Raw genomic sequence first — 14397 nt, 5'->3', positions numbered from 1 at the left:
TTATTTTACATAACACTATAAAACTTGACGAAATAAAAAAGCTTCAGAAATATCTGAAGCTCTTACTGTAATCTTTTCTATATATTAGGTCAATAAATGAATTGAATATTGTTCTTTGTTATTATTTTATGAAGTCACGGCAACCACTTGTTGTTGTTCTAGTTCTTTTTTGGTCAAGTCACGAGTTAACCAACCACTTCTACCTGCAGTCGCAATAGCATAGGGAGTGATCCAAAATAATGTGAATGCATAAAAGATGCTATACGAATAGGCCCAATATGCTTCTGACACATTATGCTTTTTGGCATAAAACAAAGCTTGTATACTTGAAAAAACCAGTATACTGGCCAATGTTGATACCAGGAATAAAAGTGGATAGGTAGAAATAAAAAATACCATTAATAATATCCCAGGATAGGCCATTATCATTTTTAACCATTGGTTTAGCAGTAATATCCTGGTACCTCTTTTAGATCCTTCCCTAAAGTTTGTAAAAGCAAATTTACTCATTGCAATATTTTCTCTAACATTACTTCTTTCCCAACGAATAAACATTTTGGATAAGTTTTTATAGCGCTCTGGAATATTTGTATATACGTATGCATTGCGCTGAAAAAATACTTTGTATCCTTGTTTTAAGATCATATTGGTCATAGCTCGATCCTCGCCAATTTTTGAAACTTGCCCTAAAAAGGTTTGGTTAATCCAAGCTTCACGACAAGTAAAAACGGCTTCTCTACGATACGCAGATAATGCACCTGGCGTGCATAATACCGAGCCTAATTTGCTTTGTGCAGAACGTATAAACTCAAAACTAAAAGCAAAACTTACATTTAGCATACGAGGTATAAAAGCCTTTTCTTTATTTAAAACAAGTACATTTCCGGCAACAGCACCACATTCTTTATTAACAACAAAAGGACTAGCCATACTGCGTATTGTATCTTTTTTTACTATAGAATCACTATCTACGGTAATGAAAACTTCTCCTGTGCCCAGGTTGAACCCGCGATACAAAGCATGTCTTTTACCTTGGTTTTCTGGTTGTTGATAAATTGAAATGCGATCTCCTAATTGCGCTTTTGCTTTTTTCATCCATTGCCATGTATCATCTTTACTACCATCATCTATAGAAATTATCTGAATTTTATCTTCTGGATAATCGTTTTGGGCAATACTCAACAAAGTTTTGTATACCAATTCTCCTTCATTATAGGCGGGTACAATTACCGTACATAAAGGCAATTCTTCATCGTTTACCGATTCGATTACTTTATATTGTAGATATAAAAACAATATGTAGCCCAAGAAACTAAGTTTAATAAGGAGTAGTGACATTCCTAGTATCATTAAAGCCAGCCCCCAACTCGTATTCATTCTTTGCAAGTAAATTTCTTCAAAATAGGGTTGTAGGAAATAGAATAATGATACTGCACCAAATAGTAACAAAAATGTCCCTATTAAAATGAATGACGATGATGAATTTGAAATAAACTTTTTTAAACGATTAAAATGATTTTGGATACCGATTGGTTTTTCCAGAGATTCAGAAAATGTTGATTGCTTCATTTAGTTTTTTCTTAGATACTCTACGAAACCAAACAATTTTGATACCACTATAAAATCGTTTGAATACCAGCTATTTAAATAATTTTTATAAATTTTGATATGGGGAAATTTTACACATATGTGTGTAATCACACCCACAGCTAGATACTCAGACTTTTTGAGCAAAGTCTAATTGTTTGAACGCTTTTATGCAATCAAAAACCGAAGCCCTATCAAAAGACCCCGGTTGTTATGGTCGAAAAAAAATCTAATCAATTAACTCTTTCTTCTTTTGCCCAATGCTTCCATAAGTTGTGGTTGATCTTCTAGTGCAATATCGGCTACGGCATAAAAATCACGCATCCAGTCGTCGATCTTGGCAAAGGCCATTCTTTTTTGCTGGGTAGCATCTTGCGACTCCCCCACTTCTTTTATGTATTCTGCTCTTTTATCTTCTACATTTTTTACCTGTTTGATACTTTTATCAATGACCTTTTGGGTTACTCTGAGGGTTTCCAGTTTTTGTTGTAGCTGTTGATCTTGTTGTAGTTCACTATAAAATTTGCGAATCACATCCATTTTAAGATCATAATTTTGAGGAATGCGCCCAAGTAAGTTTAATCGCTTTAGCATTTCTGGTTCTTTCCTGAAAATTACTTTGGCTTTTTTACGGTGATTTTTATAAAGTTCATCCAACTTTTGGTTTTGACTTTTAAAGTTGGCTGAAGCCTGCGTGGTCTCATCATCTTCTTGCTTTTTATGGTCATAGACCTTTTGGGTATCTGCCAGTAGTTGTTCTCCTTCCCTTATTTTATGGGCATCATATCCCAATTCTGCCATTTCTGATGCAATAATAGGTTGATTCTTGGCATTTTCTAGCGCTACTCTGTATCCTTCCAGAATAGTTGCCTCGGCTTTTCTTAGTGGTTTCATACTTTTTATATTTATTGTTTTTATGTTCGATGATTTATGATTTATATTTTACAGTTGTATTGGTTAATGAGCTATTCAACCCGTATATTCAATGTTACGACCGTATACTCGACTCTTTAACCGGTATAATAGGCTACTCACTCGGTATAATTGATGTTTTTATGGTATAATGGACTTCTCACCTGGTATAATTCATGTTTTTATGGTTTAATAGCCTTCTCACTCGGTATAATGAACTCCTCACCCAGTATAATCTATAGTTTTATAGTATAATGGATAGTTTTATTGGTATACCTGGCACTTTTATAGTCTAATCGATATTTCCTTGACAATACTGCACTATGAAATTGTTCTGATGGTTTCATTTAATAGTATTTTCTTCTTTTTTTGTTTGACAGGTGTAAGTATATGTGGTAAGAGTCTCATTTTTTGAAACTGGGAGAAAAAAAAATACCAAAACACAAAAAAGAGACAGTTTGAAAAGTAGCTTCCTATTTTAATAATACCAGTTTCAAAAAATGAAACTGGATTGTTTTATTTTTAAAGTTATGAGCAGAAAATATAAATTTCATAATAAATCGGGGCTGTATTTTATACGTTTTGCTACGGTGTACTGGGTTGATGTATTTACACGTCAATTATACTTCTCTGTTTTAGAAGATAACTTAATTTTTTGTAGAAAAGAAAAGGGTATGGAGATATATGCTAATCTAAAGGATCGCTCGGATATGATAGCGCATTCTATGGATAAAAACATTTACATGAAACAATCCACTTGGTCAACATCTAAACTCCTATTAAATACATTAGAATTCGTTTAAATTCAGTAACTTTGTTCATTGAATGAAAGAGATTTTCCAAAAAATATCGGCCATTTTGATGTCTGCGATCATCCTGTTGTCTACAATATCATTTACTGTGGACGCACATTATTGTGGCGATGATTTGGTGGATTTAGCTTTCTATAAAGAGGCCAAATCTTGTGGTATGGAGCAAATAAAGTCTACCAAAGATTGTGGTGATAAAGTGGAAAAAAAATCGTGCTGTACAGATAAGCAAATAGTTTTAGAAGGTCAGGATGATTTAAAAGACAATACTATAAAACTCTCTTTTGAGCAACAAGTCTTTATCATAAGTTATGCCTATTCTTATCATAACCTCTTTCAGAATTTAGATGCTTCGATTACTTCATTTATAGGGCATCCTCCCCCCTTACTCGATAAAGACTATCAAGTCCTTTACGAGACTTTTTTAATTTGATGTATTAGATATTTAAAGTGAGCCCTGCAAAAAAATTGCCTTGGGCATAACGTGCTGTATCCACTTTTCAGCTTGTCTTACAAGAAATATCTAATACGTTACATAATGCTGAACAAAGCAATAAAATTCTTAATCGAAAATAAATTGGTAGCATTGCTACTCCTAATCTTGTTTATAGGTTGGGGTATTGTACATGCTCCTTTTAAATGGGATGTTGGTTTTTTACCAAGCAATCCCATTACAGTTGATGCTATCCCAGATATAGGAGAAAACCAGCAGATCGTGTTTACCAGGTGGGCCGGTCGTTCTCCTCAAGATATCGAAAACCAAATCACTTACCCTTTGACCTCTTCGTTATTAGGTGTTCCTGGAGTAAAAACTATTCGAAGCTCCTCGATGTTTGGTTTTTCAAGCATTTACATCATTTTTGAAGAGGATACAGAGTTCTATTGGTCAAGAAGTCGTATTCTTGAAAAGCTAAACTCCCTCCCTCCAGGGCTTTTACCTAGCGGTGTTGTCCCTTCACTTGGACCTGATGCCACAGGGTTGGGCCAAATTTTTTGGTATACACTTGAGGGACGTGACAAAGATGGTAACGTAACCGGAGGTTGGGACCTTCACGAACTAAGAAGTATACAGGATTACTATGTAAAATACTCCCTTTCCTCTGCAAGTGGTGTTTCTGAGGTAGCTTCTATTGGGGGATTTGTCCAAGAATATCAAATTGATGTCGACCCCGAATTAATGCGCCAATACAACATTAGCCTTCATCATATCGTAAAAGCAGTAAAGCAATCCAATCAAGATATAGGCGCACAGACCCTCGAAATCAACCAGGCAGAATACCTGGTGCGTGGTTTAGGGTATATAAAATCGATAGCAGATATAGAAAACGCAGTAGTTGATTCTGAAAATTATACGGCTATTCGTGTTAAAGATGTAGCAAGGGTAGGTTTAGGTCCCGCTACACGTCGTGGATTATTGGATAAAGAAGGAGCTGAAGTTGTAGGTGCCGTTGTGGTAGCTCGATATGGAGCCAATCCGTTGGAAGTCATCAACAATGTTAAAGATCAGATAGCCGCACTCTCATCCGGATTACCAACAAAAGAATTAGCCGATGGAAGAATCTCTCAGGTGACTATTGTTCCTTTTTATGATAGGACTGAATTGATACAGGAAACTTTGGGAACACTTAATGAAGCACTAACTCTTGAAATTCTAATCACGATACTGGTGATCATCATAATGGTATTTAACTTACGGGCTTCTATTCTAATTTCAGGATTGTTACCTGTAGCCGTTTTGATGGTATTCATTTCAATGAAATTATTTGGGGTCGACGCCAATATTGTTGCTCTATCGGGTATTGCTATTGCGATAGGAACAATGGTAGACGTTGGTATTATCCTTTCTGAAAACATCATTAGACATCTTGACAACAACAAAGAAAAACCTGAGCATTCCCAACTACCAGTAAACAATGTGGTATACAATGCAACCACAGAAGTTTCTGGGGCAATCCTCACGGCTATCCTAACTACAATTATCAGTTTTGTACCTGTCTTTACAATGGTTGGTGCCGAAGGGAAACTGTTCCGCCCCTTGGCTTTTACCAAAACTATGGCATTAACCGCCTCTATTATAGTAGCTCTTTTTTTAATACCACCTTTTGCTGCCTATTTCTTCAAAAAGCAAAGCGTAAAGAGTTTGTACAGATATGTTTTAAACGGAATCATGATTGCATTAGGTCTTGCAGCGATTGGATATGGTTATTGGTTAGGATCGGTTTTAATAGGTTTTGGACTCTTGGCTATAGCATCCCTTAGAGATATACTTTCGAGAAAGGAATATAATTTAGGAGCTATCCTAATCTCAGCTTTGGCAATTCTTGTTTTGTTGGCTATACATTGGAGACCTTTAGGCTTTGACCGCAGTATTGTGATGAACTTACTTTTTGTAGGAACTATCGGCTTTGGGATATTAGGTGCTTTTTGGGTGTTCAGAATGTACTATACACGAATGCTACGATGGGCGCTACAGAACAAATTTCTTTTTCTTTCTATACCAACTATACTGGTAATTTGTGGTGTACTTATTATGCACAATACAGGTAAAGAATTTATGCCTTCGCTCAATGAAGGTTCTTTTCTATTAATGCCCACTTCATTACCTCATTCTGGTGTAGAAGAAAACAAACGTGTGTTGCAACAACTGGATATGGCCGTAGCCAGTATTCCTGAAATCAAAACCGTAGTAGGGAAAGCAGGGCGTACAGAATCAGCACTCGATCCAGCCCCGTTATCGATGTACGAGAATGTAATTCAATACCATTCTGAATATGAATTGGATACAGAGGGCAAACCACAACGTTTTAAAATCAATGAAGATGGTTATTTTGAATTAAAAAATGGAAAAGTAGTAGCCAATCCCAATATTGAGCACAAAAATGAGGTTATAAATGTTAAAAACAATATTTCAGACCCTTACCGTATTGACCGAAATCAATTAATTGAAGATGAAGATGGAGAATACTTCCGAAATTGGCGACCCGAAATTCAGTCTCCAGATGATATTTGGAATGAAATTGTAAGAGTAACCAAACTTCCAGGGGTGACATCTGCACCTAAATTACAACCTATTGAAACCCGAATGATAATGCTACAAACAGGGATGAGGGCTCCTATGGGGATTAAGGTGAAGGGTCAAAATCTAAATGAAATTGAGGCCTTTGGCCTAGAATTAGAAGACATCTTAAAAACTGCAAAAGGTGTAAAGAAACAAGCAGTTTTTGCAGACCGAATCGTAGGAAAACCTTATTTACTTATCGATATAGCACGAGAAAAACTGGCGCGTTACGGCATTACGATTGCAGATGTACAACAAGTAATTTCAATCGCTATTGGAGGGATGCCACTGACCCAAACCGTTGAAGGCAGGGAACGATATGCGGTTCGGGTACGTTATCCAAGAGAGCTACGGAGCAACGCAGATGATCTAAAAAATGTTTATGTCCCTGTTTCTAAAGGAAGTCCAGTACCTCTAAGTGAATTTGTTTCTATTCGTTATGAACAAGGCCCTCAGGTTATTAAAAGTGAAGATACCTTTTTGGTCGGCTATGTATTGTTTGATAAGTTGGATGACTTTGCAGAAATCGATGTAGTCAAAAATGCACAGGTGGCTATTCAAGCTAAGATAGATAGCGGTGAACTTACCGTTCCCAAAGGAATCAACTACGTCTTTACCGGAACCTATGAACATCAACTACGAGCAGAAAAGACGTTGTCTGTGGTTGTACCACTGGCCCTTATTGTCATTTTTTTGATTCTGTATTTTCAGTTTAGGAGTGTAACTACTTCACTTATGGTGTTTACCGGTATTGCGGTTGCCTTTGCCGGTGGATTCATCATGATTTGGCTGTATGGGCAGGATTGGTTTTTTAATTTCAGTGTATTTGGCGAAAACTTGCGTGACCTCTTTCAAATGCACACTATCAATCTGAGTGTAGCCATTTGGGTTGGTTTCATTGCACTTTTTGGTATTGCCACCGACGATGGTGTAATAATGGCTACATACTTAACCCAGACTTTTGATAGAAATAATCCAATAGACTTAAAAGAAATTCATGATGCTGTGGTAGAGGCGGGCGAAAAACGTATTCGCCCTTGTTTGATGACCACCGCAACCACTATTTTGGCATTACTTCCTATCTTGACATCTACAGGACGCGGTAGTGATATCATGATACCTATGGCTATCCCAAGTTTTGGAGGGATGCTCATTGCGCTTATTACTCTCTTTGTGGTACCGGTATTATTCAGTTGGCAAAAAGAAGTTCGACTTCAAAAAAAGGAATCAATATGAGATTTAAGAGACACATACAGCACTTCGTAATTTTTAGTTTTTCACTTTTCATTTTTCACTTCAGTAGTGCACAGCAATTGCAATCCTACATAAACGAAGCGCATACAAATAATCCAAATATTCAGGCATATGAGCTTCGTTATAATATTGCTCAAGAAAAGGTGACCGAAGCCAATTGGCTACCTAATACCGAATTTGCAGCAGGATATTTTATCAGTGAACCCGAGACAAGAACTGGGGCGCAGGTGGCAAGGTTTTCGGTGAAACAAATGCTGCCCTGGTTTGGTACCGTTTCCGTGCGACAGGACTATGCTACTGCAATGGCTGAAGCCGACTATGTGGACTATATTATTGCCAAAAGAAAACTGACTCTTGCTGTATCAAAGTCTTATTACCAATTGTACAGCTTGAAAGCCAAACAAAAGGTACTGAACGGGAATATTCGACTGCTCAAAACTTATAAAACCTTGGCGTTGACCTCTATTGAAGTGGGTAAAGCTAGTGCAGTAGATGTATTACAATTACAAATACGCCAAAATGAATTGCAACAACATATTGAAGTACTAAAGGAACAGATCTTGGCAGAAAAAGTAAAGTTTAATAGCTTATTAAGTCGAGATACAAGTCTTGCTATTGATTTGATACCTGAAATGTTTATCCCGAACAATGACCCCATTATATCAGATAGTTTGCAGCTGAATCCAGAATTGCTGCGTTTTGATAAAATGTACGAATCTATTACCCAGGTGGAATTACTGAATCAAAAAGAGGGCGCACCAATGCTCGGATTTGGATTAGACTATGTTCCCGTTCAAGAGCGATCGGATATAAGCTTTAGTGACAACGGAAAGGACATTGTAATGCCAATGGTTTCTGTTTCTATTCCCATTTTTAATAAAAAATATACTTCAAGAACCAAGCAAAATGAGTTGCGCAAACAGGAGGTCACGCTTCAAAAACAAGAGCGTTTACATCTCTTGGAGTCCGCTTTCGCGAAAGCAGTATCACAACGAAACCAAGCCCGTATTACGTATACCACTCAATCCAAAAATCTCAAACAAGCAAAAGATGCAGAGCAAATCCTGATCAAAAATTATGAAACAGGAACTATAGATTTTAATGACGTCCTTGATATTCAGGAATTGCAATTAAAATTTCAACTCAATCAAATTCAATCGGTTACAAGATATTATATTCAATCTGCGATTATAAACTATCTAAGCAATTAATTATGAAATAAGCTATAGTATCAGATCTATAATCACCGAACTAATTAATGGTGATTCCATCTGACAAATGAAAAAACAATAAAAATATAAACAGATGAAACGTATATATAACATACAAGGAATGACGTGTGACGGTTGTCGTAAAAATGTCGAAGAACGATTAGGTAAGTATACAAGAGTAACTAGTGTATCAGTTAATCTCGAAAAAGCCGAAGCGATGATAGCAGCAGATTCCGAAATTTCTTTGGATCAATTGCAAAAATTATTGTCCCCTAAATATATCATTTCAGAAAAAGGAAAAACAGTTGCAAATCTTTTTGATGAAACAATTTCCAAAGATCCCGATTACAACGCTACAAATAAAATGAAGCAGCTACGTCCTCTTTTTATAATCTTTGGATTCATTATAGCTGTTAGTGTTTTATTGAATTACAGGGATTGGAACATGCAAAATATGATGTTGGATTTTATGGGATTGTTTTATGTTGTTTTTGGCTTTTTTAAAATTTTAGATCTAAATGGTTTTCCCGAATCTTTCAGAATGTATGATCCATTGGCAAAAGCAGTTCCTATATACGCCTGGATCTATCCATTTATAGAATTATCATTGGCTCTTTTGTTTTTAATGCGATGGTATGTTCCTATTGCTCTTGTTCTTACGTTACTAATTCTTGGCATTACCACTTATGGTGTAGCTAAAGTACTGTTAGACAAAAAATCAATTAAATGTGCCTGTCTGGGAACCATGATCAAATTGCCTATGACAGAAGCTACTTTAATCGAAAATATGATCATGATTATAATGGCAATTCTAATGTTAATGCAAATAGCTTAGTTATGAATAAAAATGTAATACTATTTAGTTTGGCATCACTACTCGCTGGAGTATTGATCGGATATTTGATTTTTAACACCTCTTCTTTGAATTTGCATGAAAATATGGAGCATATAGCCGATCATCAACTATGGACGTGTTCAATGCATCCACAAATTATGCAACCCGAACCAGGGGATTGTCCTATCTGCGGAATGGATCTTATTCCGGCAGAAGCAAAGGCAGATGGTTTGTCCCCAGAGCAATTTAGAATGACAAATAATGCATTGGCATTGGCAAACATACACACCATGGTCGTGGGAAATAGTCAGGAGAATACCGATAATACTGTTTCGCTTTCTGGGAAAATAGCTATAAATCAAGAGACCGAAGCGGTTCAGGCGAGCCATTTTGATGGAAGAATTGAGCGATTAAATATTAATTATGAAGGCCAGGAAGTGAAAAAAGGTCAACTTCTGGCAACGATTTACTCTCCCGAACTTGTGGCTGCACAGCAAGAATTACTAACCTCAATTTCTTTAAAAGAATCGCAACCTCAACTCTATCAGGCAGTACGCAACAAGCTTAAATTATGGAAACTTTCTGATAACCAAATTAGTCGTATTGAAAGTTCAGGCAAAGTTCAAACCAACTTCCCTATTTATGCTACTGTTTCAGGTACAGTTTCAGAAGTAATGGGTATCGAAGGCAATTATGTAAAAAAAGGACAACCCATTGCCAAAGTAAGTAATTTGAATACTGTGTGGGCAGAATTCGATGCTTACGAAGGTCAATTGTCTCAATTCAAAAAAGGGCAACAAGTTAGCATTACCACCAATGCTTACCCTAATAAAAAATTTGAAGGTGAAGTTTCATTTATTGATCCTGTACTTAATAGCTCGACCAGAACGGTTACTATACGCTCCACTTTAAAGAATCAAAACAACATCTTTAAACCAGGAATGTTTGTGACTGCAAAAATTAAAGCCGTAAATAAATCTCTCGATCAAAAAAAGTTGTATGTTCCCTCTACGGCAGTGATGTGGACTGGCAAACGCTCGCTGGTGTACATAAAAGTAAAGGCAGACGAACCAATTTTTGAGATGCGTGAAGTACTATTGGGTAGTAGAAAAGACGAACAGATTGAAATAAAGTCTGGCCTTAGTGTTGGAGAGGAGATTGTAACTCATGGAACCTTTACTGTAGATGCAGCAGCACAATTGCAAGGTAAAAAAAGTATGATGAACAAAACTGTGAGTAAAACAATGATCGGGAACGAAAGGTATTTAGGAATGCAAGAGAGCAAAAATTCAAACAGTTCGATACCAATGATGAAAATGGAATTGCCCGAAGCCTTTCAAAGAGACTTTAAGGCGATATTTCCTACTTATCTGAATTTGAAAGATGCCTTGGTGGCTAGCGATGCAAAGCTAACCGTAACTAATGCAAAAGCGACTATGGATATTTTGAAAAAACTTGACCTTTCAGGAATGGGTTCTATGGAAAAAACACATTTAAACAAAAGCATCGAGATGTTGGAAGCCATTACCCAAAAAGAAGAGCTAGAAAATCAGCGAAACCATTTTGTGATCCTTAACGAAAATGTGGTCGCTATTGCCAGTAGTTTAAACTCATTAGAAGACACTCTATATGTTCAGCAATGCCCAATGGCCAACAATAATAAAGGTGCCAAATGGATAAGTAAAGATACAGAAATTCGCAACCCCTATTTTGGAGAAGCTATGTTGAAATGTGGTAGTATAATAAACATGTTGAAATAATTTTAAATCTGTTTATTTCTTTTTAAGGCTATACAAGTAAGTATTTTCTGAATTACCGTTTTCAGGTTAGTTTCTCAGACTGAATCCAATGAAAAGAAATAGGAAGCCAATTTTCATTACGATTTTTAACAAATACTTGTTCGTTTTTTGAATACACCCTGATTGTCTGGATGGTTGTTCGCTGAGAGTTTATATTATTTTCCATTAGTTCAACTTTTTTTTGTAACGGTTTCGTCCCATATTAAATATTCCTAATTTTATACCTATTTCGCTGGTAAAACCATTAATACGATCTATAGGACTGTCCACCAATTCTATTTTGCTCGAAAATCGATATTTTATTCCTGCTTCTATCTGTGCATACCTAGAGATATTAAAAAGTACATTTATTCCAGGTTCTACCACAAATACTGCATTAACGAAACAAATCCAGACAGTTATCCATTTGGTTATTTCAGATTGACAGAAGTAGTAAAAACAAGCTACACGTTTACAGAAGATTAGGTTTGGTTGGTTTGATGTCGAGTGTCAGGTTCCTAGGGCCTGGCACTTTTTTTATGTTTTAATAAATGTATTACTACAATTTAGCATCCTATTTCAACAGATAAAACACACCTAATTTCTCAAAAAAGTAGAATGATCTTATTAGTTTTTGAATATTCTAACCCTTCTTAACCTTCTTGCAGCTTAATTTCTTAAAAAAATAAAAAAGCTTTAACCATTCGAATAATGGAGTTCCTGTATTCTTTTTAAAATCCTGTTTATCAAATAAATAAAATGTTTTTTCTGTTCTAGAATCCAAACTTACAGCCAAAAAAATATGTTTTGCGAACTTATATTTTTTAATAATTTTAATCAATTTAGCGAACGTTCGCTTTTTTTATTAAAAACTTTTTTATAATATTGTCCTGTATTTAAGCAACATATTATTAAACAGATATTAGAATTATTAATAAAACAAATACAGTAGGAAAGATGAAATCTCAAGTAAAGACAAAAACATTGATTACTAATTGGGCCATTAATAATACAATAGATTACAACTCGTATCAATACAATGCCCCAAATAATAACTTAAAATAAAGACAGTAACCTTAAAATAAAACTAAAAAATAATATTATGAGTACTTATAATTCAGCTCTTGACGTTGTACGTAGATTAAAAGCTAAGCATGGAAATACATGGGCTACCATAAGTCCAGAAAATGCAGCACGCGTGGCCGTACAAAACAGATTCAAAACAGGATTGGACATAGCAAAATACACAGCATCTATCATGCGTAAAGACATGGCAGAATATGATGCCGATAGTGCTAACTATACACAGTCTTTAGGTTGCTGGCATGGTTTTGTCGCACAACAAAAAATGATTGCGGTAAAAAAACATAAAAAAACAACAAATAAATCATACTTATACCTATCTGGTTGGATGGTAGCAGCACTACGTTCTGAGTTAGGACCATTACCAGATCAGTCAATGCACGAAAAAACTGCAGTGCCTAAACTAATTGAAGAAATATACACTTTCTTACGCCAAGCCGATGCTGTAGAATTAAATGACCTATTTCGTCGTCTAGATGCCGGAGAAGATGTTCAGGAAGAAATCGATAATTTTGAAACGCATGTAGTGCCTATTATTGCAGATATCGATGCAGGTTTTGGTAATGAAGAAGCAACGTATCTTTTGGCTAAAAAAATGATCGAAGCGGGTGCTTGTGCTCTTCAAATCGAAAATCAAGTATCTGATGCTAAGCAATGTGGCCACCAGGATGGTAAAGTAACGGTACCTCATGAAGATTTTATCGCTAAGTTAAATGCACTTCGATATGCTTTCTTAGAATTGGGTGTAGACGAAGGGGTTATTGTTGCCAGAACAGATTCTGAAGGCGCTGGTTTAACACAAAAATTACCAGTATCTCAAGAAGAAGGAGACTTGGCATCGCAGTATATGGACTTTGTAGAGGCTGAAGAAGTTGATCTTAGTAATGTAAATGAAAATGACGTATTATTCAAAAGAGATGGTAAACTGGTTCGCCCGGTAAGACTACCAAATGGCTTATATAAATTTAAAGAAGGATCTAACATAGATCGTGTAGTATTAGATTGTATTACTAGTCTTGAGAATGGTGCCGATTTATTATGGATCGAGACTCCTACTCCAAATGTGAAGCAAATTGCACATATGGTAAATCGAGTTAAAGAGCAAGTGCCGAACGCTAAGCTGGTATATAATAATTCACCATCTTTTAACTGGACAATCAATTTCCGCCAGCAGGCGTATGACCTAATGCTAGAAGCGGGTGAAGACACAACTGGATATAACCGTTCAGAGCTAATGGATGCTAAATATGATGGTACCAAATTAGCGAACAGAGCAGACGAAATGATTAGAAACTTTCAGGCCGATGCTTCTCGCGAAGCTGGTATATTCCACCACCTAATTACATTACCAACCTATCATACTACTGCATTGCATATGAATGATTTGGTTGAAGGGTATTTCGGAGATGAAGGAATGTTGGCTTATGTAGGTTCTGTACAACGTCAAGAAATACGTAAAGGTGTATCATGTGTAAAACACCAACGTATGGCAGGCTCTGACCTGGGAGATGATCATAAGACTTTCTTTGCTGGCGAAAAAGCCTTGAAAGCTGGCGGTGAGAAAAATACGAGTAACCAGTTTGAAACTGCAAAAACTCCAGAACCAGAATTAGTTCTTGACAAATAGATTTTTTATATAACAAAAATCCAGCTCTTATCGAGCTGGATTTTTATTTTTCGGGAAAATCTAAAAATTCTGTACCGCTATATGTCATGTGCTACTTCAATCTACATAAACAACTATATTTGTAGCCAATAAAATTTACTAGCAGGCATTGACTTCCAATTCTAAATAAATGAATAGTATTATAAGTGCAGTGTACTTCATTTACATGACCTTCATGTTATCTACGCATTGCATACCAGCTTG

General features: G+C 36.0%; 9 protein-coding genes and 1 pseudogene. 7 read left to right on the top strand and 3 right to left on the bottom strand.

Annotation, left to right across the window (positions count from 1 at the left end):
• Positions 1-126: 126 nt before the first annotated feature.
• Together U6A24_RS07980 and U6A24_RS07975 are read right to left on the bottom strand one after the other, a co-directional pair.
• Positions 127-1569 (bottom strand): glycosyltransferase, encoded by a 1443-nt coding sequence (locus U6A24_RS07980; protein ID WP_324179417.1) that lies wholly within the window; start codon positions 1567-1569, stop codon positions 127-129.
• 255 nt (positions 1570-1824) lie between these two features.
• Entirely contained in the window at positions 1825-2481 is a 657-nt protein-coding gene (locus U6A24_RS07975; protein ID WP_324179416.1) for a hypothetical protein, read from the bottom strand.
• A gap of 548 nt (positions 2482-3029) precedes the next feature.
• Here U6A24_RS07975 and U6A24_RS07970 point away from each other — a divergent pair.
• The 6 genes and pseudogenes from U6A24_RS07970 to U6A24_RS07945 all read left to right on the top strand — a co-directional run.
• Positions 3030-3185, top strand: a pseudogene (locus tag U6A24_RS07970) (transposase); the annotation flags it as partial.
• Between the two features lie 139 nt (positions 3186-3324).
• Positions 3325-3741, top strand: coding sequence for an HYC_CC_PP family protein (locus U6A24_RS07965; RefSeq protein ID WP_324179415.1), 417 nt, complete (start codon positions 3325-3327; stop codon positions 3739-3741).
• Between the two features lie 105 nt (positions 3742-3846).
• Positions 3847-7602 (top strand): efflux RND transporter permease subunit, encoded by a 3756-nt coding sequence (locus U6A24_RS07960; RefSeq protein WP_324179414.1) that lies wholly within the window; start codon positions 3847-3849, stop codon positions 7600-7602.
• On the top strand, positions 7599-8831 hold the full coding sequence (locus U6A24_RS07955) for a TolC family protein (RefSeq protein ID WP_324179413.1): 1233 nt from the start codon (positions 7599-7601) through the stop codon (positions 8829-8831). The genes U6A24_RS07960 and U6A24_RS07955 overlap by 4 nt, the downstream gene beginning before the upstream one ends.
• Before the next feature lie 94 nt (positions 8832-8925).
• Positions 8926-9666, top strand: a complete 741-nt coding sequence (locus U6A24_RS07950) for a heavy metal translocating P-type ATPase (protein WP_324179412.1) — start codon at positions 8926-8928, stop codon at positions 9664-9666.
• A 2-nt stretch (positions 9667-9668) separates the two neighbouring features.
• Positions 9669-11426, top strand: coding sequence for an efflux RND transporter periplasmic adaptor subunit (locus U6A24_RS07945; protein ID WP_324179411.1), 1758 nt, complete (start codon positions 9669-9671; stop codon positions 11424-11426).
• Between the two features lie 204 nt (positions 11427-11630).
• Here the strand turns inward: U6A24_RS07945 and U6A24_RS07940 are convergent, their stop codons facing one another.
• Complete coding sequence (locus U6A24_RS07940) at positions 11631-11831, bottom strand: hypothetical protein (RefSeq protein ID WP_324179410.1); 201 nt, start codon at positions 11829-11831, stop codon at positions 11631-11633.
• 715 nt (positions 11832-12546) lie between these two features.
• Here U6A24_RS07940 and U6A24_RS07935 point away from each other — a divergent pair.
• Positions 12547-14154: an isocitrate lyase gene (locus U6A24_RS07935; protein WP_324179409.1), complete on the top strand. Its 1608-nt coding sequence runs from the start codon at positions 12547-12549 to the stop codon at positions 14152-14154.
• The last annotated feature ends 243 nt before the right edge of the window (positions 14155-14397 follow it).

Source organism: Aquimarina gracilis, from assembly GCF_035285365.1.
Taxonomy (GTDB): Bacteria; Bacteroidota; Bacteroidia; order Flavobacteriales; family Flavobacteriaceae; genus Aquimarina; species Aquimarina gracilis.
Note: the sequence above shows the minus strand (reverse complement) of the source record. Positions and strands in the feature narration are given on the sequence as shown.